Raw genomic sequence first — 26240 nt, 5'->3', positions numbered from 1 at the left:
ATCTCCAAACACTTATCTATCCGTTCAAATTTTATCGGTGCACTATTTTTACTCATTAATGCACACAAATAAGCCCTAATAAGGGTGGAGCAAAACCTGTGCCAAAACCTATCATTAGAAATTAAAGAAACTTATCAACATGAGAAAACAAATGACCAGTAACAGCCAAGTCGGTATTTTGATAATTACGTTTGCGAGAATGTAGCTATAAGTTGAACTAAGGTAGAGAATGATTGTTGGAAGTAAGTTTGATTGAACTGATAATGTGACTGTTCTGTCTAGACTGTTTTTGCCATTATTTTGCTGTGCGGATAGCTTACTTTGCATGAGCAGTTTATCTCACGCTATCAATAACTTATCAGCAATCACCCCTCATAGAATAGGTCGCATAGTGAAGGCGATTCATGTTAAAATGAGCGCTTTTAAATTCGCCTTTATTATCATTGGGTAATAAGGGCTGTATTTTTAGTGCCATTTTTCTAATTAACAGGTCCGCCCATGTCTGCCGATACCATCGCCCGCACTGCCTTTAAACAAGGCACCAAGCCACTTTATGATTATGACAAACACTGGGCGAGCTGCTACGAGCCGGCGCCTTATCTGCCGATGAGCCGCAAAGAGATGGACGATCTAGGCTGGGATGCTTGTGATGTCATAATCATCTCAGGTGATGCCTATGTCGATCACCCAAGCTTTGGTATGGCCATCATCGGTCGTCTATTAGAGTCGCAAGGCTTCCGTGTTGGTATCATCGCTCAGCCAGATTGGAAGAGCAAAGACGCCTTTATGGAATTAGGCAAACCTGTCTATGCGTACGGCGTGACCGCGGGCAACATGGACAGCATGATCAACCGCTATACCGCCGATCGCAAAATCCGTAGCGATGATGCTTACTCTCCGGGCAACGTGGCAAACAAACGCCCTGACCGAGCGGCTATCGTCTATAGCCAGCGCTGCCGTGAAGCCTATCCTGATGTGCCTATTATCTTAGGCGGCATTGAAGGCAGTCTACGCCGTATCGCTCATTATGATTATTGGTCAGACAAAGTCCGCCGTAGTATCCTGCTGGATGCGCGTGCTGATGTCTTATTATATGGTAATGCTGAGCGTGCGATCGTCGATGTGGTACATGGTCTGTCTAAAGGCTATAGCTTTGAGCAGATGAGTAAATTGCGCGGTACGGCTTATTTATTGACTCCGACTCGTCGTCATTGGCAAGAAGACATGACCGAGGTTGCGAGTAATGATGTCGATACCGTCGGCCGTGTCGATCCTATCATCAACCCTTATGTGATGACCGAAGACGTTGATAGCTGTTCAATTGAGCAGAACAAACCATCGGACTCGCCTGTTGGCCAAGCCATGCCTTCATCTATGTCATCGCAATATCAGGGTTTTGTCGCTGAGCCAGTTGCCAATAAAGTCATCAACGCTGAACAAGTCGACGAAGAGACGCAAGTGGTACAAATGCGCGGCTTTGATAAGCCAATGACCGCACGTAAGCATAAGCTAAAAATGCCACCACGTGAAAAGACAGTGATTCGTCTGCCTGACTACGAGCATGTCAAATCTGACCCTGTGCTTTATGCTCATGCAAGTCGTATCCTGCATCTAGAAACCAATCCAGGTAACGCCCGTGCGCTTGTACAGCGTCATAGTAGCGGTGCTGGTAACTCACATACCTCTATCGATGTTTGGCTCAATCCACCACCAGTGCCACTCTCGACAGAAGAGATGGATTATGTGTTTGACTTGCCGTACGCACGCTTGCCACATCCAAGCTACGGCGATGCGCGCATTCCTGCTTATGACATGATTAAATTCTCAGTCAATATCATGCGTGGCTGTTTTGGTGGTTGTACATTCTGCTCGATCACTGAGCATGAGGGCCGTATTATCCAGAGCCGTTCAGAAGATTCCATCTTGCGCGAAGTAGAAGCGATTCGTGATACTGCACCGAACTTTACTGGTGTGATATCTGATCTTGGTGGCCCAACAGCCAATATGTATCGCCTCAGCTGTAAAGACGAGACAATTGAGAAGAACTGTCGTAAGCCGTCTTGTGTCTATCCTGACGTCTGCGAAAACTTGCTGACCGATCATAGCAACTTGACCAAGCTATATCGCAAAGCACGTGATATCAAAGGCGTGAAAAAAATTCTGATTGCTTCAGGCTTGCGTTATGACTTGGCAGTGAAAGATCCTGAATATGTGAAAGAATTGGTCAGTCATCACGTCGGTGGTTACCTCAAGATTGCGCCTGAGCACTCTGAAGAAGGCGTGCTATCGAAGATGATGAAGCCGGGCATGGGCAGTTATGATCAATTCAAAGCCATGTTTGAACAGTTCAGCCAAGAAGCGGGCAAAGAGCAATATCTGATTCCTTACTTCATCGCCGCCCATCCGGGTACCAAAGATGAAGATATGATGAACCTTGCCCTTTGGCTCAAAAGTAATGGCTATCGTGCTGATCAAGTACAGGCGTTTTATCCAAGCCCAATGGCGACCGCGACTACCATGTATCACACGCACAAAGATCCGCTACATAAGGTCAGCCGTGATGAAGGTGACATGGATATCGTCAAGTCTGGTAAGCAGCGCAAACTGCATAAAGCGTTCTTGCGCTATCATGATCCAAAAAACTGGGTACTACTACGTAAAGCGCTACAAGACATGGGTCGTAGTGACTTGATTGGTAAAAATCGTGGTTGCTTGATTCCACCATTTAACGCCAGTTTAGAAGGGCGTGATGCCGCGCAAGATACTTATCAGTCAGCGCGTAAAAAGAATAGCCGTGTTGGCAATGACTCAGTGAAGCGCAGTAATGGCTCGCCAAACAGCAATGCGTCAGCTAAAGGTGCAGCGGGTAAAAATGCTGTCGGTAAAAACAGTAAGAAGAAAGTCAGCAAAGGCAATTTCCAGACTCAGCATACTGGTCTACCACCACGTAAAACTAAGTAGTATTCATAGCAAGTAGTATTCATAGCAAGTAGTGTTCATAGTATAGAAATGCATGCTCAATCTAGAGCGTGTTAAGTAAAAAAAGCGGCTATCAGCCACTCGTTGATAGGCGCTTTTTTACGCGCTAATTTTATAGATGCAGATTTCATAATCAACACTGTTTACTTTTCACCATGTCGCAAATTGCAAGTTACATTAGACAGCGGTTGGGTAACGAAGCTAACAGGTAACGAACAATTTCTAACACTGAAATGGTTCGTTTTCGCTACTATAACCCTCATATGCTAAACGCATCATTAAGAACAAGTAAATGACATCAGCGAAAAGCTTTGGAGAGCACTATGAAAATGATAACTAAAATTGCGACTACCCTACCAGTCCTTGCCCTATTGAGCGCTTGTGCGACTACCGCACCAACTACCCCAGATGCAACTGATACGCCAGTTCCAGAAAAAGTAACCGCTGCCTATGATCGTATGGCACCAGCACCATACACCTGTACCGATGACAGCAAAATCATGGCAAAGCAATCTATCAACAAAGAACAAGTGATGCTCAACGTCACCTTGCCGAAAGTAAAATGGGCCGAGCAGCCAATCATCCTAAACGGTAAAGTGAAAGGCGAAGTCGCAAGCTATGTAAACGACTCAAACCCAGAAGTCATCTATGCATGGCACATGAAAGGTGACAAAGGTATCTTTGCGATGAAGTGGGCTGACGGTAAAGAATATCAAGTAAACTGCCAAATCTAATCAGCTAGAGATACGCTCATATCGTAATAGACAAATAGTCGTAATAGACAAAAAGCAGTCATTATATGGTGGCTGCTTTTTTATGCGTGTTCGTTTGATACGCGTATAGAAATGGCTATAAAAATCAGTATCAGATAGATAGTTGTACAGTTAGTTCAACATAATTTCGATACAAGGAAACCGAGTGCAAGTTATACATTAGTATGCTTAGCGAGGATGACAATGTAGCGGACTTATATAGACTCGACTATACAGTTGATTCAATTTAAAAGTGGTACAAGGCAGCCGAGTGCAGATATAACTGTAATACTGCAAGCGAGGTTAACGTTGTCATTCTTTTATAGAGGATCGACTATATCAAAACTTACCAACTGATGTATTTCGCTAGAGAAGCACAAAGAAAGCTGTCAAAATAGCAGGTAAAGAAAATCAATCATGACCAACAATCAAAAGGGTAACTCGATGGCAAAGCGTCTGATAAGTATGATGGTAATTGCAACGGCAAGCATGTGGGCGCTGACGGGCTGCGATAACGCTACCGATTCTGTCGATGCCACTGAGCAAACTGCGGAGACAGCATCAGATCCATCCACACCAGCAGCCGACACCATCGACTGGTCACTGGTAGATAGTGGTGAAAAGCCTGCTGACCCTACCAATTATAAGTATCCGTTTGCCATCGATAGTCAAAACGTCCGAGACTATGCAGATTACTTCAAAGTGGACGCTGCTACCGCCCAGCACAATCTGACCCTAAGCATGGCAAGTAATGAAGCACTATCAAAGGTTCTCGATCAGATCGGTGAGCACTATACCTCACATGAGCTGAACGATGGCGAAGATATGACCCTCATTATTCATACGACGCCTGATATTGAAGCGAGTCGCTATGATTACGTGTTTGGCGATGACTTTGCAAAGGGTTTGGTTTTGCCTATCATTATTCAGCCTGATGCTAAAAAAAGTGAGAGACAGCCGCATAGTGAGATACAAGGGTTGGCAGTTGATGAATAATTGTCTTATCTGTGTCTTTGTATATGCCTGATAAATCAACGTTTATTTATCGAAATAAGTCAAAGACAAAAACCCTAAAAGCTTAGCCTCAGCATCGCTTGCTTCCATGAGGGGCAAATATGCTTATCATAGCGCGGTTTTCTTTACTGGTACATTCGGCGCTCGTCCCTCGCGCAAAAGCAAAGCAAAGCTCTCCCCTTGCGGACGGCCAGAACAGTACTCTGATATTTCTATTCTCAATCGCGCGTTCATACTTATCGGCGAAAGAGAATGATAGATACCATCAAATTGCACATATAAATTCAAAATCCATTTCTTAGTCTTGCGCGAGTTAGTGTTACGCGAGGCGCACCTTACGTCAACTCTCATCTATTGTATATCTTTAACCTCTGTACCCTCTGCCTTTACCCAGTAAACAATGGCAAGCTGTTCAATATCTGTTGCTTTATAAGGTACGTGATATATATCAAATGAATACTCGCCATAGTTTGGCTTCACCTCACTACCCTCTTCGCTTACTACTATCTTTAGTAAAGCACGTGAACGTGTTCGTTTTTCATGAATATCCTTAATCGATCGCCATGGTATATCTAAGACTTGATTGGATTGAATGATTTGTAGTTTCTCTGGTAATAACTTAAGACTAGATATCGATACTAACGGTATTTTATTTTTATCTTCATTCCTGGCTACCAAATAACAGAGTATCGCTGCACCAATCGGTATCACTGCCCAAATGATATCAGAGGGATCAAATGTTTGGCTTGTGAATAATGGTAGTAGCCATGACATAATCAGTTTAGTGCTCAGCCATATCATTAGTGCAAAAATAGCTATCGTTAAGAAAAATCCAGCATTGTACTCTTTTGCTCTAAATTCGAAACTTGGTAATTTTGATCCAGCCTGAATATGAGCATTTTTTAAATTTTGTATACTGGCACTGATATCTATTTTTTGAGAATTGACTGATTCAAATACACCTAGCCACTTCAAGTAGCTCATGACGACAATAAAGAGTATTAAAAGGGATAAGCTCACACTATCTGTCAAATACTCGACGCCCGCGCTTATACAGGCGATGATGCCTACATGACGCATTATTTGAGTATTAGTCCGATGTGTCATAGCATTCCTGAGTTTCGATTATATAATTGCTAGTGTAAGCTTGTTTTGGCTTATATATTTTTCTCTGACCATACAGCAAACTCATTGCCGCTAGGTTCGGTAAAATGAAAGCGAAAGCCACCGGGGAATTCAAAAATATCTTGAGTAATCACTCCGTTGTTATCTACGATCTTCTTACGAGTTGCGGGTAAATGCTTACTATAAAAAATGAGTAGCGCTCCGCCATTTTCAGCTGAGCTGGATTTGTCCGCTTGGTAAAACCCGCCTTCCAATCCCTGATTATCAAACGCGGTATAGCCGTCGCCATAGTCGGTAAACGTCCAATCGAATACCGCGTTAAAAAAGCCTTTGGTCGCTGATAAATCCTTAGCAGCAAACTCTACATAGTTTAGTTTCTCGTGTTGATTCATTTGACGTCCTTGTCGATTAAGTGCAGAATATCATTAACAATTGTTTATTTTATCAATCTAAATTCAGAATATAAAACGCCAGTCTATAGTTTATTCATATACCTTAAAAGAGTGATCTCCACCTTATGAACATAAAAGTGATAGTAGCTAGCATTCTCTTGACATTGAGTCTAAGCGCTTGTAGTCCCTCGCCTGATGATATTAATGACACTGTTAAAGAGTCGTTACAAGAAACATTAAGCACTGATACAGACTTCGCAAATTATAATTTAAGAGTGGGTAATATTGATCTTATTAAAGTAAACGACAGTCAATATAAAGCCTTAGCTGAAGTTTATTTGGATGACGAGTTACACACCGTACCGCTCGATGTTTATGCCGAAGGTGATATGTTTGAATATAATGCCATTTGGGAAGCACAGCCAGGTGCCTTTTTGTTCGTTGCTGAAAAGGAAATTGATGCGGCTATAGAAGAGTTCAATGCTGAAATGGATAACTTACAATCTGAGTTTGAAAGTAGCTTTTATGATTAATAACGCCATACCTATACGCTAGATAAAACAAGTTAGCTATGTTGATGCATTTGATTCTAACACCTTCAAGCTATCTAACTGCCATTGCCTTTCAATTGTTATCATCTCACTATCGTTTGGAAAGGCAAGTTGTATTGATTTGATGGCATAATCTGAGCACACCATGGTGTGCTCTGTCATATGCCCAACCGCCACCGCGTGTCCCACAGCTCTAAAAACCGTTCTGGCTATTTCAGTCTGACATTGCCTTGCGACAACATGAATCTTGAATCCTGCTTTTCTGACCGCATTAACGCTAGCTTTACTGTCTTGCCAAAGCTGACTGGTTAACATGCCCTCTTGTATATCCGTAATATCAATATCTTCACTATTCGCTAATGGTAAAACGTGTTTTGCACATTCAATCGCCCATTTTGCTAGTGTTGCCTGTGTTGTTGATTCAAAGAGACTGTCTATCTCTGCTCGCAACTCTAGATTGTCTGTAATCTTAATCTTTGATTTGGTAGGCATAGAGAACCCGAATTAGCATGAGTGTAAATTTAGAAGATTGTAGAGTGTTTCTTATTTAGATCTGTACTTCACAGTGCATAATGACTACTTTCGGCTCTTGCGCAAGTGAGGACGGAAATAGCAGAGCACTGCTCTGCCCGTCTGCAAGGCGAGAGCTGTGCTCTGCTCTTGCGAGGGACGAGCGCCGAGTGAACTATTAAAGAAAGACGGCTCATGACCCGCATATTTCTATGTATTAAAGCACGTGATGCTGAGGCTAATTGTTTTCGCTATTGTCTTCTGCTACTTTAAATTAGACTCACCCTCATTCTTTAATCAATTGCAAAAACTCTTCCTCAGCCACTACCTTTACGCCTAACTTCTCCGCTTTCGCCATCTTCGAACCTGCTTTTTCCCCTGCTAACAATGCCGTAGTCTTAGCCGAGATACTACCCGACACTTTTGCGCCCAGCGCTTGTAGTTTGGCTTTGGCTTCATCACGCGCCATGCTATCGAGTGCGCCTGTGATGACCCACGTTTGCCCATCGAGTGGTAGCCCTTCTGATGCAACCTGCTCGACTTTATCCCAGTGGACGCCAGCTTCAAGCAACGAATTAATCACTTCGATATTGTGCGGCGCACGGAAGAATTTGTAGGTCAGCTCGGCAGTGATTTCTCCGACATCTGGGGTTTTTATCAAAGTCTCAATACTGGCCGCCATTAGGCTATCTAAACCACCAAATTGCTGAGCAAAGTTCTGTGCCGTACCTTCACCGACACCACGAATACCAAGCGCATAGATAAAACGAGCCAATGTCGTATGCTTGCTGGCTTCGATTGCATTGATGATATTCTGGACCGATTTTTCACCCAATTTCTCAAAGGTGACCATCTCATCTGCATGATTGTGCAACTGATAGATATCAGCAACCGTTTTGACCAGACCATGCTCAAAGAAGCTAATCAACCAACTCGCACCAAGCCCATCGATATCCATGGCACGACGTGAGACAAAATGAATAAGTGCTTCTTGCTGCTGCGCTGGGCAAAACAGTCCACCCGTACAGCGCGCCAATGCTTCGTCTTCTGGCAGCACGACGGGAGAGTCGCAGACAGGACAAGTAGAGGGTAGCGTGACAGGCGTACTATCGGCTGGGCGCTGATCGTGCCAGACACGAGTGACTTTGGGGATGACATCGCCTGCACGGTGGACACTGACCGTATCGCCTGCGCGCACGTCCAAACGCTGAATCTCGCCAAAGTTATGCAAGGTGACATTGCTGACAGTGACGCCGCCGACTTTGACAGGCTCAAGCTTACCGACTGGGGTGATTTGACCCGTACGGCCAACTTGCCATTCGATATCGTTGAGACGTGTCATTACCGTTTCAGCGGGGAATTTATAGGCAGTCGCCCAGCGTGGCTCGCGTGATAGGTAGCCTAACTGCTGCTGTAACGCAAGGCTGTTTACCTTAATCACCATGCCATCGATTTCAAATGGCAGATCGCTACGCCCTTCTATCACTGATTCATAGTAGGCCTGGGCGGCGCGTGGATTTGCGACTACTTCTACGGCGCTGACTGTAAATCCAAGCTCGGTAAGCCATGCCAACGCTCCTGATTGGGTGTCGATAGTATCTGGCAAACCCTGATTGACCGAATAGCCATAGAAAGCCAGTGGACGACTAGCAGCAATGGCTGGATCTAACTGACGTAAGCTACCAGCAGCAGCATTGCGCGGATTAGCAAAGGTTTTGCCCTCGTTCTCTTCTGCCAATCGATTAAGACGTTCAAACCCCGCCTTTGGCATCAATACCTCACCGCGTACTTCTAATAACTCAATATCAGCAGCATCAGCTATCCATAGTGGCAGGTTACGGATGGTTTTGGCATTTTGGGTAATATCTTCACCCGTCTGCCCATCACCGCGCGTGACCGCTTGGACAAATTTTCCGTGCTCATATTTCAGTGAGACGGCCAGTCCATCGAGCTTTAGCTCCATCTCGTATTCAGGGTTTTGCTGTGAGTCGCTGAGACGATCATTGACACGGCGCATAAAATCGCGCAAATCATCATATTCAAACACATTGCCTAACGACAGCATCGGAATATCATGCGTAACTTGGGTAAAGGCTGATAGCGGCATATCGCCGACTTGATTGATTGGACTGTCTGGCTGTACCAAATCTGGATATTCTTCTTCAATCTCAAGCAACGAGCGACGTAACTGATCGTATTCACTGTCTTCTAATATCGGATTATCGAGCACATAATAGGCATAGTTATGCGTCTTAATCGCTTCAATAAGCGCACGCATTTTTGAGACAATCTCTGCACTATTATTGGTACTACTGTCAGTCGAACTAGATACATTAGATTTGGCAGGTGCTTGGTTTTCTACTTGAGCAGATGGATTTTTAGAATTATTTGATGAGGTAGAGTCAGTCATAGTCGGCGTCTTTTTCGCAATTCAAGATGTTGATATGATAACAAGTTTGTAGGAAGCTCGGTATAGTCAATCCTATATAAATCAGATACTGTGTTAGGCTCGCTCAGTCTACTATGGTTAGCACTTTTCGGAAACTATAGCCCATTAAAAAAGGCAAATAACGTTAATCGCTATTTGCCTTTTTATGATTTCTGATACTAATCAGCTTTTATCTTTCAGCGCTTATCCTTCGAGCTTCTAATCCTCAAGCACCTAGCCCTCATAATCACGAACTTGGTTACGTAGTTGCTGCTTGTATTCAGGCGTGATTGGTTCATTCTCTTCATCAAGCATAATGGCGTCAAGGTCGCTTGCCATCATATAAGCAATGCTCATCATACTATCAAAACTGCGCACGGCCTGTGGATGTGGCAATGACAAGAATACGACGACACCGTTATAAGTGTTGGTCGCGACACTATGCGGATCAAATGGCGCGATACCGCTATCGGTGATACCCATCATGCTAAACCACAGCATACCCGTGCCGTCTTTTTGCTCGTAGCGATGGAACATATTCATCGCACCATAGCGTAGACCATATTTATCAATCAATGCTAATAGGTCACGACCACGGATAATCGCCGCTGGACGGTCACGATATTGGTGCGGCAAGATAGTGATATTGATATTGTCTTTGGCATTAATCAAAGGACCATTTTGCACATCATCACCTGACTCTGATAGATGCTGATCCAGTATCGGGCTGTTGTCATCGAAGCTCGGCTCTTCTGCCGTATCGATGGTTGGCATCAGGCTATCAGTCGCTGACATTAGGCTAGAGAACGCATCAGGCTCTTGCTCGATATGCATCTGATCGGCGACTTCTACAAACTCAGCACTATCGGCACGGCGTTGCTCTTCTTGCCAGCGCGCGTAGTCGGCTTCATCGATGACGTCATAGTCGTCAGCTGCTACATGGTCACGCTCAGCCGTTAGTTGGGCATCAACGTTGGTATGCGATTGCGTCAATGGCTCTTCTTCAACCACAGCATCCAAGTAGCTACGATCTGGACCGATGCTCGTCTCGCCTGCGACTGTATCATCGAGATCTGGCTGATCGACGATGTTGCGCTCGTGACGCGGTATGATCGGAATACCATTTTTATCATAATTGACCGCAGCAGCTTCGGTAGCACCGCGGCGCTTAAAGCTACGAATGACCATAAACAGCCCTGCGAGCACGATAAACGCGGCAATGGCAATCAATATAAACTGAATAACGGTCATGATAAATACATCCTAGTATATATAACAAAAGGGAATACACAAACGAGCATAAATGGCAATATTCTAGCATGGCTGACCTATATCGTCACCACATTGTGTACTTTATAACCAGTATGCTGGACTGAGGTCAAGCTTATTTGCATTTATGCCAATTGATTGATTATATTTGCATCGCGCTGATTCTCATAGCACTTTTAATGTCGACTATTTCACTCTTAGCTCTCTACGTAACGCGCAGCTTCATCAAGCGACACACTGACTAGTGTAGAAATGCCTGCACTTGGCATGGTAATACCTTTTAGCTCATCAGCAATTTGCATCGTCAATTTATTATGGCTGATAAAAATAAATTGCAAATCATCTGCTAACTCATGAATGAGACTGGTAAAGCGCGCGACGTTGGCATCATCAAGCGGTGCATCGACCTCATCAAGCACACAGAACGGTGCGGGATGCTGCTTAAATATCGCAAAAATCAAACTCAGCGCTGTAAGGGTTTTTTCACCGCCCGATAATACCGCTAAGCGACTATTGCGTTTACCCTTCGGCTGCGCCATCAAGGTAAGCCCTGCCCGCCATTGTTCGGACTTTGGCGTATTGGCTGGCATCTCGTCAGTGTTCAACGTCAGGCTAGCCTGTCCACCGCCAAAGACTTTGGCAAATAAATTGGCCAACTCATTATTGACCGCATCAAGCGTCTGCATAAACAGTGTCTTGGTCGTCTCATCAATAGAGGCAATCGCTTCGGTCAATGTCTGCATACTGGCCGCGATATCTGCCGTCTGCTGTGCGAGTGGTTCTAGGCGCTCGTTTACCTCGGCCAACTCTGCGACCGCTGCCAAATTCACTGGCCCAATCTTGCTCAACTGCTGGGTCAACTTGGCGCGCTCGGACTCTAGCTCAGCGATTTTGTCTGGACGGACGCGGCGATCATGAGCGATAAAATCTGCTAGCAAGTTTGAGACGCTCATGCTTTGTCGCGGTTGCTCTGCTTGCGCTTTATATTTATGACTTACACGATAATAAGCATCTAAAGCGCTCTGCGTGTGTGCGCTAGCATCCTCTAACCGTGCCGCGCTTAATGCCAACTCAGTAGCATGACGGGCAAGCTCGCTTTGCTGCGTTTGCAATGTATTTTGCAATGTATCAAATGCCGTCTGCTGCTCAGCGTACGTTTGTTTTAATGCCATTAGCGCAGTATCGCGCTCGTTCAATAGCACTTGCTGCTCATCGCGCGTTACCTGTGCAGACTGTAGTGCTGCTTGTAGCTCTGGCAATTTAGCCTGCTGCTGATCGTGACGCGTCTGTAGACTTTGCTCATTCTCTAACGACTTATCATATTGCTCAGTCGTACGAGCCAGACTACTAATACTATGCTCCAAGCGCATCTCGTATTGCTGAATGCGCAGCTGCAATGCTTGCCACGCATCATCATCAGCTTGACGCGCGCGGTTTAGCTCGCTGCGCTCAGCTTGCAGTTGCTGAGTTGTCGCTCGTGCTTCTACTATTTGCGGCGTTAGCGTAGCGATCTCGCTTTCAATGTGCTGTTGTTCTTGTTCAAGCGTTTGTTGCTCTTGCGCCAGTTCTTGCTTTTCCTGCTCAAGCGTTGCTTTATCAGCGTTCAAACGCTGGCTATCCGCTTGCAACCGCTCAGCATTGGCTCGCTCGGTCGTCAGTTGCTGCTGGTATTGATGCTTATCACGGGTTAACTGCTCAACTTGCGCGCGCGTTTCTTCCAAGCTAACTATTAATGCATCATAATCGCGCTGGTCTTTTGCAATAGATTTTTGCTGCTCTTGTATTTTGGTTTCAAACTCATCAAGCAAGTCTTCTAACGCTTGCAAACGAGTGCGCTGCTGCAAACGCTGCGTGAGAAATTGACTGCTGCTATCACTTTGACTATCTTGCGCACCAGCGAATTTGCTTAAGTTAATCGTCCCATGACGACTGATCAGCCAACCATCTGCGGTGAGCAATATTGCTAATGGTGGTAATGACTTCAGTACATCAGTAAGTGTGTCAATTTCATGCTGCTCACTAGTCTCAAGCTGCGCCGTATATATATAGCACTGTTGCCATAGCGAGAGTAGCGGCTGAGTAATCAACTGCGATAATGGCAACACTTTATCAATCAAATTATCTGGCAATTCACTGACAAGGTCATGGTCACTGATGCTATTTTGCGCAGTAGGCAACCATAAGCTATGACCCGTCTCCATTAGAGTTTTATCTTTTGCACTGGCAGGCGTATTTTGTGCCGTCTGATAAGTCAGTAAATCTGCAACGTCATGCTCAAGCGCTTGCCACAAGCTATCGGCTCTTTGATAAACGCCAGTAGCATTATTAACGCTTGATTGCTTGATTTGATTAGCTTGTTGATTAGCAACCAGCACATGGCTATCTAGCCACAATGCTAGGATACTATCGAGTAGCGGCGCATACTCCTGCCCCTTCGCACTTAGCTCAATTTGCTCACGTAGCGTTGCAATGGCTATCGGCTGATGATATATGCCATCGCTATCTGCATTATCTGTCGCGGTAGATTGAGTCTTTTCTGATTGCTGTTGTGTAGGTTTTGGATGCAATATCTGATGCAGGGTATCGTATTCGCCTACCAACAGCGCATGACGCTTTTCATCATCGCTCAACTCGCTCTGCTGTGCGTTTAGTCTCTGCTGCAAACTATGCGCTTGCGGTTGTATCTCGGACAAGCGTTCATCGACGGCTTCGCGTTGACGCTCAATCTGCTGCAACTGCGTGTTTAGCTCAGTGACTTGCTGTTCTAGCACTTGACTGAGATCTTGCGCATTATTCGTTTTACTCACATCAGCACTGTCAGATGCAGATGGCGCTATAGACTGCTGTAATTGCTGCCACAGGTTTTGCCAGTTTTGCTCGCGGCGTTGCCATTTATCATAGCTTTGCTGATGACGTTTTTGTGCTTGAGCGTTAATAGCTTGCTGCTGTTCAAGCGAACGGGCTTTATCTTGTAAGCGTGACAGATTGTTTTGCGCGTCATGCCACGCGCGTTGTAGTGGCTGCTCATTGCGCTTATAGTTATCGCGCTTATCTGTTAGCTCAACAAGCTGTGGACGCAACGCTTCTAGCGCTTGATGCTGTTCAGCTTGTTCAGCGTTGAGCCGTTCGATATCAGCGAGTGATTGCGCACGCTGTTGAGCCAAGCCAAACAGTTGCTGCTCGATAGTAGCCAGCTGTGACTTAGCATCACTTAGCTTATGTTCCGCTTGTTGATAGCCGAGCTGCTGCTGATAGTGAGCGCTTTGGGCATCGTCTTTGAGCCATTGCTCTTGATTGATACGAGCAGTGAGCTTGTCTTGCTGAGCTTTGAGCGTGTCGTAGTCAGCTTGAAGTGTCGACACCTCAGTAGCATTGCGTTCATGCGCTACTTTCTGCTGTTGATGTGTTTGCTTGGCTTGATAGAGCTGTTGGATGGCGAGCTGCTGCTCGATATCAGCTAGTGTTAATGCCAATTCTTCGTAACGCTGCGCGCTCGCTGCCTGTTTAGACAGTGTTTTCTGCTGGCGTAGTAATTCGCTTTGCATATCATGCAGACGCGCTAGATTGTCTTTCGTTTTCTCTAATTTCTTTTGCGTTTCTTCACGGCGAGCCTGATAGCGTGAGACACCTGCCGCCTCTTCAATAAACTCACGCAGCTGCACGGGGCTAGACTCAACAATGCGCCCAATCATACCTTGCTCAATCACCGCATAGCTACGTGCACCCAGCCCTGTACCTAAAAACACATCGACCACATCACGGCGACGACAACGCGTACCATTGATAAAATAATCTGAGGGGCCATCTTTATTTACCTGACGGCGAACCGATAGCTCTTGGTACAAGTTAAACTCGTGGCGAATGCCAGTCTGCTCATCTTGGGTATGCTCAAAAGTCAGCTCAACACTGGCGACACTTTTTGCTGTCTTATCCTGCGTACCAGCAAAGATAACATCACTCATCGCCCCGCCGCGTAACTGCTTGGCTGAGGTTTCGCCCAGCACCCAGCGGATGGCATCAATCACATTGGATTTGCCACAGCCGTTCGGCCCGACGATGGCGGTGATACCATGACGAAAAGTAAAAGTGGTTGGATTGGCAAAGGATTTGAAGCCTGCCAGCTTTAGGGATTTTAAACGCATGAAGAGTCAATAAACTTAGCAAAAACAGGCGGCTATTCTACCTGAAATTGTAGTGGGTTTTTAGGGTTAAACTGCTAAGTGCATAAACGATTTTGATTCTAGGCTTTGATGGAATCCTCGTAATAGTTTTTGCTCCACTTGGCAGACGCTATTTTCTGCTAAGTAGCGATTATTAAACTCGATGAAGGCTGACCAAGAGATACTTGCTACTTCTAAGTGATCGACTATTTCTAACAGCTCTGGTCTTAGCAAATGCTGATACTTTCTTGGCCGTTTATGACATAGAGCCAGCTCCCGATCTACGAGCGTTTGCTTGTTTTGCTTTAGCGCGTCACCACCGATAAATAACAATAAAAACTTTGCCCCTTTATCGATAAAGCCTTTTTCTAATAAGTGCTCATACATCAAACAATACTTTAGGATTGGGTCTGGGTTTTTCCGACCAGCGAGTTTTAACTCATTCGCTATCAATACATTCCCCTGATGGTTATAGGCTAGGTTGTCCATATACATGGCTTTTAGCTCTGTACTGTTTTCAAACATACCGCTATTACCATGTGTCGACCATGATCCACTCGGCTCAAAGCTGATAAATTGCTGATAAAATAAGTTCAGATAAACATCACTGCACAAACTCAAAAAGATATCGAATTCTTTATTGAGATAGTCTTCAGAAAAGAACGTTACGCGGCGCACGGCTTCTCTCGCATTACAGATACCCATCGTTTGCGTTGAATACGTCTCTAGCTGCTCAGTTTCATTCATTTTTGTATTGAGCTTTTTGATGACTGATTGCTCAATCTCTTCTATATTTTTGTCCTTTAACTCTGGGTGGGCCGCCCATTCAATGATTTGGCGTACATATTGCTTTTTAGTAATACCTAAAATACGCTGCGGCTCCCATGCCAAAAACTCTACCATATTAGAGAGACCCGTCGTCCATGATAACTGGTCTTTTAGATGATTCATTGAGCCGAAAACACGGCGGTATTTTTCTGCAGCTTTCATACTAATAATGTCTCACGGTTTGCATACTAATTTTATAAAAACTCATTATTGCTATAAAACACCCAATCCACTCAGTAACAACTGCCCTCCAGCAAATATCAATAATATGCCAAATGCGCGCTTAAGCATGAGCGCAGGTAAGATATGGGCAAGCTTGGCGCCCACCTTTGCCATCGCAAAGCTGGCGACTGAAATAAACAAAAATCCTGTGACATGGACAAACCCTATCGTACCCTCAGGCAGATTGACCACGTCTTGACCGAACCAAGCAAAGCCTGCTGCTCCAGCCAAGGCAATTGGTAGACCGCATGCCGCTGATGTGCCGACCGATTGTTTCATCGGCAGCCCTGCCCAGTTCAAGAACGGCACGGTCAAGCTGCCGCCGCCAATGCCAAAAATAGAGGACGCCATACCAATGCCAGTACCGGCACCAAACTGTACACCAGCCGATGGTAACGGTTTACCCACTTGTTCTTTATTCGAAAAAAACAGCATTTTTAGCGCGACCAATAGCGCACCGAAACCAATGATAGCCTGTAGAGCTTGCCCATCAATCATATCCGCGATACCAGCGCCGACCAAACTACCGATGACCAATCCAAGCGCCATCTTGCGCCATACTTCCCAGCGTACACCGCCACGCTTATTATGAGCAGTCAGTGAGCTAATCGAGGTCACAACGATGGTCGCCAATGACGTCCCAATGGCCAAATGGGTGATTACTTCTGGCGAAAAGTCATAAGCGGTAAAAATCCAAACCAATGCGGGCACGATAATCATACCACCGCCGACGCCAAACAAGCCTGCGCTGACACCTGCAAACGCGCCTGCAATCACAAACCACACATATAACATCATAGAACGAACCTTTTATAATACTGACTGGCACTATAGTACTCACTAGCGCTTAGGCGTGCTTAATTGTATTTGCCAAATCTCAACGCGACCTTTATGCTGTTTACTCGGTACTGTCTGACCGCAACAATCGCTCAGTATATCAAAGTTTCCTTTAACCACATCGACTAAACTTATGCCGCCACTCACTAGTTTTTCTACCTATTTATCCGAGCTCAATCATCGTCATGTGGCTAGTAGCGCCTCGACCAATAGTGAGCTGATAGAAGCCTTGCAAAACGGGGCGTTAGATGTCGCCACCGTACACGTTTTGACCGCGGAAACCCAAAGCGCAGGTCGTGGTCAGCACGGACGCTCGTGGCAATCACCGCGCGGCAATGTCTATCTGTCGCTATACCATCCCGTGCATATGCCAATCAGTGGCTTGCTATCGCTAATCATTGGTCTTGAGCTGGCGAAGATGCCCGTCATTCAAATGTTGAACGAGCAACTGCAAGCACAAGGACTGACGCCAATTGGGGTGAAATGGGCAAATGACTTGGGTTTTTATCAGCAAGCTCAGAGCCAATCTGAAGAGCAATCTAAAGAACAATCCATAACGGACAGCTCGGTATTGGATTCCGTATTGGATAATGATGTAGCAAATCAGCGTACGCTACCCTTTAATAAACTGGCTGGGATTTTGATAGAGCCAGTGACGAAAGCTGGCAGGTTGGTCGGTGTGGTGTTAGGCATTGGCCTAAACGTACAGGCAGCACCTAAGCTCACCACACAAACGTCTGAGGGTATGAGCTACCAAGCGATTAGCTTACAAGACATTAATGAGATGCTACCTTTAGAGACACGACCTGCGAGCCTACCAGACCTACCAATGCTCTATCAGCAGATGTGCAAAGCATTGATGGCGGCGATGACACGCTTTGAGCATTTGGGCATAGAGCAGCCAACGGGTCACACTTATTATTTGAATAGTTTTTTGGAGCAGTTTGCGACGATGGATGCGCTATCAGGTCTGTGCTTACGCGTCACCCAAGACTATAATAACGAAGAAAAAGTCGTGACGGGAATCGCTTGCGGTGTCGACACACATGGCTGTTTGCAATTGCGCCAAGATAGCGGTAAGATTTCTACGCTTTTTACTGGACGCATCGACGTTATTTATTAGGCTTAGACAACTATATTGATGAATACCATCATTAACGAGCACTATATAAAGGGACTTTTATGCTCTGGCTTGATCTTGGAAATACCCGCCTAAAATACTGGCTAACCGATGATATCGGACAAATAGTCGCGCATGATGCCAAGCAGCACCTGCAAGCGCCTGCCGAACTACTTATGGGTCTGACGGATCGCTTTGAGCGTTACGCGCCTGACTTTATTGGTATCTCATCGGTATTGGGCGACAATCTCAATGCCAAAGTCTCAGAGACACTCAGTCGTTTGAATATTCCGTTTGAGTTTGTCCATGTCGATGCGGCACACGCACTGATGAAAAGTACTTACAATGATCAGCAGCTCGGCTGTGATCGTTGGCTACAGATGCTCGGTGCGGTCGATAAGAAAAAACGCCAGTGTGTGATTGGTTGTGGTACAGCGGTGACCATTGATTTAATTGATCATGCTGAGCATTTGGGCGGTTATATTTTCCCCAGCATCTATCTACAGCGTGAGTCACTGTTCTCTGGTACTAAGCAAATCACTATCTCGAACGGTACTTTTGATAGCGTCAACCAAGGCTTAACCACTCAAGACGCGGTACATCGCGGTATTTTGCTCTCTATCGTCGGCGCGATCAATGAGATTAGCCATCGTCACCCTAATTTTGAATTGATTATGACAGGCGGTGATGCAGCCATTATATCCCAGCATGTTAATCGTCCAGTGCGCTTACGTGATGATTTATTACTAAATGGTTTGGCAAGATACTTTGATTATCGCAATAAGTCTTAACCGCTTATAGATAATTCGGTTTAACGTTGACACAAAAAAAGCAGCACGTTTTGAACGTGCTGCTTTTTTATTTTACTATTAGAAAATAGCTAACGTGTTTCTAGTTATTGCCACAATACTTTCTTATTTGGTCTCGTTAAACAGCTCACGACCGACTAGCATACGGCGAATTTCACTGGTACCTGCGCCAATCTCATACAGCTTGGCATCGCGCCAGTAGCGACCGAGTGGATACTCATTGGTATAGCCATTACCGCCAAATATTTGAATACCTTCACCTGCCATCCATGTGGCTTTTTCGGCACACCATAGAATCACACTGGCGCAATCTTTACGCACTTCTCGACTATGACCCGCACCGCGCGCGTCCAACATGTCCAAATTCTTGCCAACGGTATATAAGAAACTACGACCGGCTTGTAGTATGGTATACATGTCCGCAACTTTACCTTGGATAAGCTGAAACTCACCGATCGCTTGACCAAACTGTTTACGGTCATGGATATAAGGCACGACATTGTCCATCACCGCTTGCATGATACCGATAGGACCTGCGGCCAATACGGCACGCTCGTAATCTAGGCCACTCATCAATACCTTAACGCCTTCATTGAGACCACCCAAGATATTTTCGCTTGGTACTTTTACATTATTAAAAGTCATCTCGCCAGTATGGCTACCGCGCATGCCGAGCTTATCTAGCTTTTGTGCGGTACCAAAACCTTCCATGCCTTTTTCAACGATAAAGGCCGTCATGCCTTTTGCACCCATCTCAGGGTTGGTCTTGGCATAGACTACCATCACGTCCGCGTCAGGGCCATTGGTGATCCACATTTTGCTACCGTTCAACACATAGCTGCCATCTTTTTCTTCGGCTTTGAGCTTCATACTAACGACGTCTGAGCCAGCGCCTGTCTCACTCATTGCCAATGCACCGATGAACTCGCCACTGATTAGCTTTGGCAGATATTTCTGCTTTTGTTCTTCAGAGCCGTTACGTTTGATTTGGTTAATACATAGATTAGAATGTGCGCCATAGCTAAGCGCGACTGATGCCGAAGCTCGGCTAATCTCTTCCATCGCGACCATATGGGCGACATAACCCATGTTGGAGCCGCCGTACTCTTCTGGAACGGTAATACCATGTAGACCGAGGTCACCCATCTTCTGCCACAGATCCATTGGGAACTCATCACTGCTATCAATCTCGGCAGCACGTGGAGCGATCTCGTTTGCTGCAAACTGCTGTACGACATCACGTAGGGCGTCAATATCTTCGCCAAGTTGAAAATTCAATCCAGGTAAACTCATAACCATTCCTTGTATTTTAATATTTAGTTTTCGAATTTTGATCTGTTTTTTAAAGCCATATTATTTTCGATGTCATCTTTGATGTCATAGTCCATTCAATGCGAAAGTATGGCAAGGCAACCGAGTGTAGATGTATATCGAATACTTCAAACGAGGTTAACGCTGTCATACCTTCACAGTGGATTGACTATACTCATTAAGACTGACGTTTATTAATGATGGCACGTGCCACATTTGAACCATTCGGACGCTTTAAGAACTCGCTGATACGTTCACCTGCCACGACTAATTTATCCAAATCGATACCCGTGCTGATACCCATACCATGCAGCATATATACTACATCTTCGGTGGCGACATTGCCCGTTGCGCCTTTGGCATAAGGACAACCGCCCAAGCCAGCGACAGAGGTATCAAACTCACTCACACCCATCTGCAAGGCAGCCAGAGTATTGCTTAGTGCCTGGCCATAAGTATCATGGAAATGACCTGATAGCATAGAGATATCAGCATACTCAAGTGCAGCTTGCAATGCTCGTTGTACTTTGAGCGGCGTACCCACACCGATCGTATCGGCAATGCCAATTTGCTCTGAACCAATCTCTACCAGACGCTTGGTCACATAGGCTACTTGGCTTGGGTCAATCTCGCCTTCATAGGGACAACCAACCGTACAAGAGATAACGCCACGTACCTTTATGCCTTGGGCTTTTGCTGCAGCAGCTACTGGCGCAAAACGTTCGATACTCTCATCGATACTACAGTTGATGTTTTTTTGACTAAAGGTTTCACTGGCTGAGCCGAAAATAACGATTTCATCTGGGCGATGCAAAATAGCACTTTCAAAGCCACGCATATTGGGCACCAGTACCGAGTAGCAAACGTCCGTCTGCCGTGTCGGCGCTAGCGCGTCAAGTAGCGCGCTATTATCGCCCATTTGTGGCACCCACTTTGGCGAGACAAAACTGGTCGCTTCCAGCTTTTTGACACCCGCCGCAATCAAGTCATTGATAAGCGCTTGCTTAACCTCAGTCGGTACCGTCATGGATTCGTTTTGTAGTCCATCACGTGGACTGACATCAACAATGCTGACATGGCTTGGATACGAATGGCTCATACTTGTCGTCCTTTTTGTTATTTGCGCTTTGATGAGGCTTTTTTATTAAGCTACGTCAGCTATGCTTTTTCACTATCGATTCGCAATAGCTCATCACCATCAGCGACCAAATCACCTGCTGCAAATAATAGCTCTGCTACCACACCATCTGTCGGTGCGGTAATCGTGTGTTCAATTTTCATGGCTTCGATGACGGCAAGTGGCTCGCCTTTTTTCACAGTATCGCCAACAGCTACTTTGAATGCAACCACTTGTCCTGGCATTGGTGACTTCAAACTGCCAACTGCTGCTGTGTCTTCGCCCACATGTGCCATGATATCAATAAGCGTAATTTCATCACGTCCGCTATCTGTGAATACGTAGACTGTCTCGTTATTTACCCAGCTTTGGGCACTGATACGTGCACCATCTAACCATAAAGTATGATTGTGCGCGTCACTGCTATCATAATTGACCTCACCTTCATAAACCGTTTCGGTCTGAGCCGCTACATTGATATTGCTATCATCCTGCGTATTTACGATTTCTTGACCAATGACGAGCGTAAAACTACTGAGATTATCGCCGCCTTTTTTGCTATCAACACAACTCGCATTATGCCAATTACTGATGCGAGCACTGTAGGCTTGCTCATCATAAACCAAGCTAAATGAACGAGTATAATTGCTATAAGCACGGAAACCCGTCGGCTTGCTAAACGGATCTGAGCCCTGCGTGGTCGCTTCACTCGCAAGCTGCTGGGCAATAGCTGTCACCACAAGCGTCGATAACTCAAGAGGATGCTGGTCAAAAAGTTTATCCTGCTCACGCTCTATCAAGGCCGTATCAAGATTGGCTTTGCTAAATGAATCGGTATTTAAAATATAACGCAAAAATGCCACGTTGTTTGGCAGACCAACGATACGAGTCTGTGCCAATGCATGGTCTAGTCTCGCCAACGCTTGCTCGCGCGTAGGAGCATGCACGATAAGCTTGGCAATCATAGAGTCGTAAAAAGGACTGATCACATCACCCTCACGTACGCCATCGTCGATACGCACATCGGTAATGTTAAAGGTACTATGCTCAGGCTTTTGATAAGTGAATAAAGTTCCTGTCGCTGGCAAGAAATTATTGTCAGGGTTTTCAGCACAGATACGCGCCTCAATTGCATGACCGTTGATAGCCAGATCATCTTGTGTTTTTGGCAATGGCTGACCTGCAGCAACCAACAGCTGCCACTCGACCAAATCGACACCCGTAATCGCTTCACTAACAGGATGCTCAACTTGCAAACGCGTATTCATTTCCATGAAATAAAAATTCATAGAGTCTTCACGCTGCTCCACAATAAACTCAACCGTACCTGCACCCACGTAATCGACCGCACGTGCTGCTTCGATTGCCGCTGTGCCCATCGCTTCACGCATCGCAGTATCGACACCCGGTGCGGGCGCTTCTTCTAATACTTTTTGATGGCGGCGCTGTACTGAGCAATCACGCTCAAACAGATGCACATAATTGCCATGCGTATCACCGAATACTTGGATTTCGATATGACGTGGTTTTAGCGCGTATTTTTCGACCAACACTTGATCATTGCCAAAACTGGTAATCGCTTCTCGGCGACAGGAGTCTAGCAGGTCAATAAAATCGCTGCTTTTTTCAACGATACGCATACCTTTACCACCGCCACCTGCACTCGCTTTAATCAAGACAGGATAGCCAATACTATCGGCCTGCTGCTGCAAAAACTGTGCATTTTGGTTGTCACCATGATAACCGGGGATCAGCGGTACACCAGCTGACTCCATCAAGCGCTTAGATTCAGACTTACCGCCCATAGCGCGAATAGCATCTGCCGATGGGCCAATAAATACCAAGCCAGCATCTTGGCAAGCCTGCGCAAAGTCTGCATTTTCGCTCAAGAACCCATATCCTGGATGAATCGCTTGGGCACCAGTCTCAAGCGCTATCGCAATAATAGCATCGCCTTTGAGATAACTGTCTTTCGGTGCCGAACCGCCTAAATAGATAGCCTCATCACAGACAGCCACATGTTTGGCCTCACGATCCGCATCGGAATAAACAGCAACGGTACTGACGCCAAGACGCTTAGCAGTCGCAGCCACTCGGCAAGCAATTTCACCACGGTTGGCGATTAGAATTTTAGAAAACATAACTATCCCTGTGTCTTGTCGTTATTATTTGACGTCTTGTCTATTTACCCATTTGCCTATCATTGTTCTGCTACTAGTTAGTCTGCCATTAGCCAATCAGGTTTACGCTTTTGCAAAAATGCTTGCACACCCTCGCGGCCTTGCTCTGATGAGCGAATATCAGCGATACCTTTGACCGTGTCAGCAATCAGCTCATCTGTAATAGGCGCACCAGCAACATCGTGTAATAGCTGTTTGCAGGTCTTAACTGCATCAGGGCTGTTTTTGACGACCTTGTTACAGAACGCAGCCACTTCATCGCCTAGCCACTCTTCGCTAACACGCTCATGGATAAAGCCAAGCTGACGCGCCTTTTTGGCATCAAACACTTCAGCACTTAAGAAATAACGCTGCGATGCTCTAGCGCCTAGCGCGCGGATAACATAAGGACTGATAGTGGCAGGTGCCAACCCTAAACGCACTTCACTGAGGCAGAAATTAGCAATTTTGACCGCAATGGCTACGTCGCAAGCAGCGACTAGACCCATGCCACCTGCGTATACATCGCCTTGAATAGCCGCGACTGTTGGCTTAGGACATTCATAAATAGTCTTAAGCATTTGCGCCAATTTATCAGCATCCGCTAGATTCTCTTCATAGCTATAATCTGCCATGGCACGCATCCAATTGAGGTCAGCACCTGCGCAAAATGCCTTGCCAGTAGCTGCTAGCACAATGACACGTACTTCATCATCAGCACCAAGCGTATTGAATGCATCGGTTAACTCGGCAATCATTTCGTCGTTAAAGGCATTACGTATCTCAGGACGATTCAACGTCACTGTCGCCACGTGCTGCTCGACGTTAACCAGTAGGCTTTTATAGTTATTTATATTTTGTTGCATTGTCTTCTCTTTTTTTAGTCACTATCTACTATCTTTACTAATGATATTTATTGAGTATCGTTAAATATTAAAAACTGGTTACATTCTAAAAACACCGAAAGTAGTTTCTTCGATGGGAGCGTTATGAGCGGCACTAAGCGCTAATGCCAACACATTACGCGTATCAGCAGGATCAATCACGCCGTCATCCCATAGACGAGCGGTAGCATAATAAGGATGACCTTGCTCTTCATACATGTCACGTATTGGCGCTTTAAATGCCGCTTCATCTTCCTCACTCCAAGCTTCGCCTTTACGATCAAAGTTATCACGCTTAACCGTTGCCAATACCGATGCTGCTTGCTCGCCGCCCATCACAGAAATACGCGCATTTGGCCACATCCATAAGAAACGCGGACTATAAGCACGGCCACACATGCCGTAGTTACCAGCACCGAATGAGCCGCCAACGATGACAGTAAACTTAGGTACTTTTGCATTCGCCACTGCCATTACCATTTTGGCGCCATGACGAGCGATACCTTCATTCTCGTATTTGCGGCCAACCATAAAGCCAGTAATGTTCTGCAGGAACACTAATGGAATTTTGCGCTTACAGCACAGCTCGATGAAGTGAGTACCTTTTTGCGCTGACTCACTGAACAAGATACCGTTATTGGCAATAATACCAACAGGCATCCCTTCGATATGAGCAAATCCACAAACCAACGTCGTACCAAAGCGTGATTTGAATTCATCAAAAGCACTGTCATCGACGATACGCGCGATGATTTCTCTGATATCAAATGGCTTGCGCTTGTCCGTTGGAATCACACCATAGAGTTCTTTGGCATCGTAACGTGGCGGACGCGGTGTGATTTGATTAGGAATATTTTTTGCAGGGCGATTTAGGTGACTGACGATATTACGGGCAATCGATAGTGCATGCGTATCATTCTGCGCTAGATGATCAACCACGCCTGAAAGTCGGGTATGTACATCGCCACCACCCAAGTCTTCTGCCGTGACCTCTTCACCAGTTGCTGCTTTGACTAGTGGCGGACCACCCAAAAAGATCGTACCTTGCTCTTTTACAATAATAGACTCATCGCTCATGGCGGGCACATACGCACCGCCAGCCGTACAGCTGCCCATGACCACAGCAATCTGCGGAATACCTGCCGCACTGAGATTGGCTTGATTAAAAAAGATACGGCCGAAATGTTCTTTATCAGGGAATACATCATCTTGGTTCGGTAAATTAGCCCCACCTGAATCAACCAGATAAACGCATGGTAGATGGTTTTCTTGCGCAATCTCTTGAGCTCGTAGGTGTTTTTTGACCGTCATTGGGTAGTACGTGCCGCCTTTTACCGTGGCATCGTTACAGACAATCATGCACTCAACGCCATTGATACGACCGATACCGGCAATCACCCCAGCCGCTGGAATCTCTTCGCCATACATATCATGTGCGGCCATCGGCGCCACTTCTAGGAACGGCGTACCCACATCCAATAAACGCTCGACACGCTCACGAGGCAAGAGTTTGCCACGCGCTAGATGCTTGGCTCGTGCACGCTCTGAGCCACCTTGGGCAACTTTACGCAAGTGTACATACAGGTCATCGACTATCTCTTGCATCGCGGCACTGTTTTGCTGAAAATCGCTTGAGTTTGGACTCAGTTTACTGGTTATGATAGCGCTCATGATATCCCTTTTTTTCTTATACATAGATAGATACGTAGATGTAAGTAGCTTTTTATATAAATCATACTAACTGCTATTTTTAAGCGTTGCTCACATATAGTC

Annotated in this window: 19 protein-coding genes; 6 read left to right on the top strand and 13 right to left on the bottom strand. The window is 45.7% G+C overall.

Annotated elements, in window-relative coordinates; all coding sequences use genetic code 11:
- Nucleotides 1-498: 498 nt before the first annotated feature.
- From CXF62_RS12235 to CXF62_RS12225, 3 genes are all read left to right on the top strand, one after another.
- A complete protein-coding gene (locus CXF62_RS12235) occupies nucleotides 499-2961 on the top strand; it encodes a YgiQ family radical SAM protein (RefSeq protein ID WP_102094577.1) in 2463 nt (820 codons plus the stop codon).
- Nucleotides 2962-3302: 341 nt separating this feature from the next.
- Nucleotides 3303-3713, top strand: a complete 411-nt coding sequence (locus tag CXF62_RS12230) for a hypothetical protein (protein WP_102094576.1) — start codon at nucleotides 3303-3305, stop codon at nucleotides 3711-3713.
- A 435-nt stretch (nucleotides 3714-4148) separates the two neighbouring features.
- Nucleotides 4149-4727: a hypothetical protein gene (locus CXF62_RS12225; protein WP_228153233.1), complete on the top strand. Its 579-nt coding sequence runs from the start codon at nucleotides 4149-4151 to the stop codon at nucleotides 4725-4727.
- A gap of 369 nt (nucleotides 4728-5096) precedes the next feature.
- On the opposite strand, the gene CXF62_RS12220 is transcribed toward CXF62_RS12225, so the two are convergent.
- Nucleotides 5097-5777: a hypothetical protein gene (locus CXF62_RS12220; protein WP_145990559.1), complete on the bottom strand. Its 681-nt coding sequence runs from the start codon at nucleotides 5775-5777 to the stop codon at nucleotides 5097-5099.
- Between the two features lie 125 nt (nucleotides 5778-5902).
- On the bottom strand, nucleotides 5903-6262 hold the full coding sequence (locus CXF62_RS12215) for a VOC family protein (RefSeq protein ID WP_102094574.1): 360 nt from the start codon (nucleotides 6260-6262) through the stop codon (nucleotides 5903-5905).
- A gap of 125 nt (nucleotides 6263-6387) precedes the next feature.
- Between CXF62_RS12215 and CXF62_RS12210 the strand changes: the two genes are divergently transcribed.
- Entirely contained in the window at nucleotides 6388-6795 is a 408-nt protein-coding gene (locus CXF62_RS12210) for a hypothetical protein (protein WP_102094573.1), read from the top strand.
- Nucleotides 6796-6831: 36 nt separating this feature from the next.
- Here the strand turns inward: CXF62_RS12210 and CXF62_RS12205 are convergent, their stop codons facing one another.
- The 6 genes from CXF62_RS12205 to CXF62_RS12180 all read right to left on the bottom strand — a co-directional run bounded on the left by CXF62_RS12205 (nucleotide 6832) and on the right by CXF62_RS12180 (nucleotide 17025).
- Nucleotides 6832-7305, bottom strand: coding sequence for a putative immunity protein (locus CXF62_RS12205; protein ID WP_102094572.1), 474 nt, complete (start codon nucleotides 7303-7305; stop codon nucleotides 6832-6834).
- A gap of 304 nt (nucleotides 7306-7609) precedes the next feature.
- The gene (gene ligA, locus CXF62_RS12200) at nucleotides 7610-9601 is read right to left on the bottom strand and encodes an NAD-dependent DNA ligase LigA (RefSeq protein WP_102094633.1); all 1992 of its coding nucleotides are present in this window, start codon (nucleotides 9599-9601) and stop codon (nucleotides 7610-7612) included.
- A 384-nt stretch (nucleotides 9602-9985) separates the two neighbouring features.
- Nucleotides 9986-11002, bottom strand: coding sequence for a cell division protein ZipA (locus tag CXF62_RS12195; RefSeq protein WP_102094571.1), 1017 nt, complete (start codon nucleotides 11000-11002; stop codon nucleotides 9986-9988).
- Nucleotides 11003-11217: 215 nt separating this feature from the next.
- The gene (locus CXF62_RS12190) at nucleotides 11218-15162 is read right to left on the bottom strand and encodes an AAA family ATPase (RefSeq protein ID WP_102094570.1); all 3945 of its coding nucleotides are present in this window, start codon (nucleotides 15160-15162) and stop codon (nucleotides 11218-11220) included.
- A gap of 66 nt (nucleotides 15163-15228) precedes the next feature.
- On the bottom strand, nucleotides 15229-16170 hold the full coding sequence (locus CXF62_RS12185) for a hypothetical protein (RefSeq protein WP_102094569.1): 942 nt from the start codon (nucleotides 16168-16170) through the stop codon (nucleotides 15229-15231).
- 51 nt (nucleotides 16171-16221) lie between these two features.
- Nucleotides 16222-17025 (bottom strand): sulfite exporter TauE/SafE family protein, encoded by an 804-nt coding sequence (locus CXF62_RS12180; protein ID WP_185156659.1) that lies wholly within the window; start codon nucleotides 17023-17025, stop codon nucleotides 16222-16224.
- A 175-nt stretch (nucleotides 17026-17200) separates the two neighbouring features.
- On the opposite strand from CXF62_RS12180, the gene CXF62_RS12175 reads away from it, so the two are divergent.
- Both CXF62_RS12175 and CXF62_RS12170 read left to right on the top strand, forming a co-directional pair.
- Nucleotides 17201-18190 carry a biotin--[acetyl-CoA-carboxylase] ligase gene (locus CXF62_RS12175; protein ID WP_102094567.1) on the top strand — a complete coding sequence of 330 codons (990 nt, stop codon included), beginning with the start codon at nucleotides 17201-17203 and terminating at the stop codon, nucleotides 18188-18190.
- A gap of 59 nt (nucleotides 18191-18249) precedes the next feature.
- Nucleotides 18250-18978: a pantothenate kinase gene (locus CXF62_RS12170; protein ID WP_102094566.1), complete on the top strand. Its 729-nt coding sequence runs from the start codon at nucleotides 18250-18252 to the stop codon at nucleotides 18976-18978.
- Between the two features lie 123 nt (nucleotides 18979-19101).
- Here the strand turns inward: CXF62_RS12170 and CXF62_RS12165 are convergent, their stop codons facing one another.
- From CXF62_RS12165 to CXF62_RS12145, 5 genes are all read right to left on the bottom strand, one after another.
- Entirely contained in the window at nucleotides 19102-20289 is a 1188-nt protein-coding gene (locus CXF62_RS12165; RefSeq protein WP_102094565.1) for an isovaleryl-CoA dehydrogenase, read from the bottom strand.
- 196 nt (nucleotides 20290-20485) lie between these two features.
- Nucleotides 20486-21406 carry a hydroxymethylglutaryl-CoA lyase gene (locus CXF62_RS12160; protein WP_102094564.1) on the bottom strand — a complete coding sequence of 307 codons (921 nt, stop codon included), beginning with the start codon at nucleotides 21404-21406 and terminating at the stop codon, nucleotides 20486-20488.
- 59 nt (nucleotides 21407-21465) lie between these two features.
- Complete coding sequence (locus CXF62_RS12155) at nucleotides 21466-23565, bottom strand: acetyl/propionyl/methylcrotonyl-CoA carboxylase subunit alpha (RefSeq protein WP_102094563.1); 2100 nt, start codon at nucleotides 23563-23565, stop codon at nucleotides 21466-21468.
- A gap of 77 nt (nucleotides 23566-23642) precedes the next feature.
- Nucleotides 23643-24449 carry an enoyl-CoA hydratase/isomerase family protein gene (locus tag CXF62_RS12150; protein ID WP_102094562.1) on the bottom strand — a complete coding sequence of 269 codons (807 nt, stop codon included), beginning with the start codon at nucleotides 24447-24449 and terminating at the stop codon, nucleotides 23643-23645.
- A gap of 78 nt (nucleotides 24450-24527) precedes the next feature.
- Complete coding sequence (locus CXF62_RS12145; RefSeq protein WP_102094561.1) at nucleotides 24528-26138, bottom strand: carboxyl transferase domain-containing protein; 1611 nt, start codon at nucleotides 26136-26138, stop codon at nucleotides 24528-24530.
- Nucleotides 26139-26240: the final 102 nt, after the last annotated feature.

Source organism: Psychrobacter sp. MES7-P7E (assembly GCF_002863645.1).
In the GTDB taxonomy this organism is placed as follows: Bacteria; Pseudomonadota; Gammaproteobacteria; order Pseudomonadales; family Moraxellaceae; genus Psychrobacter.
Note: the sequence above shows the minus strand (reverse complement) of the source record. Positions and strands in the feature narration are given on the sequence as shown.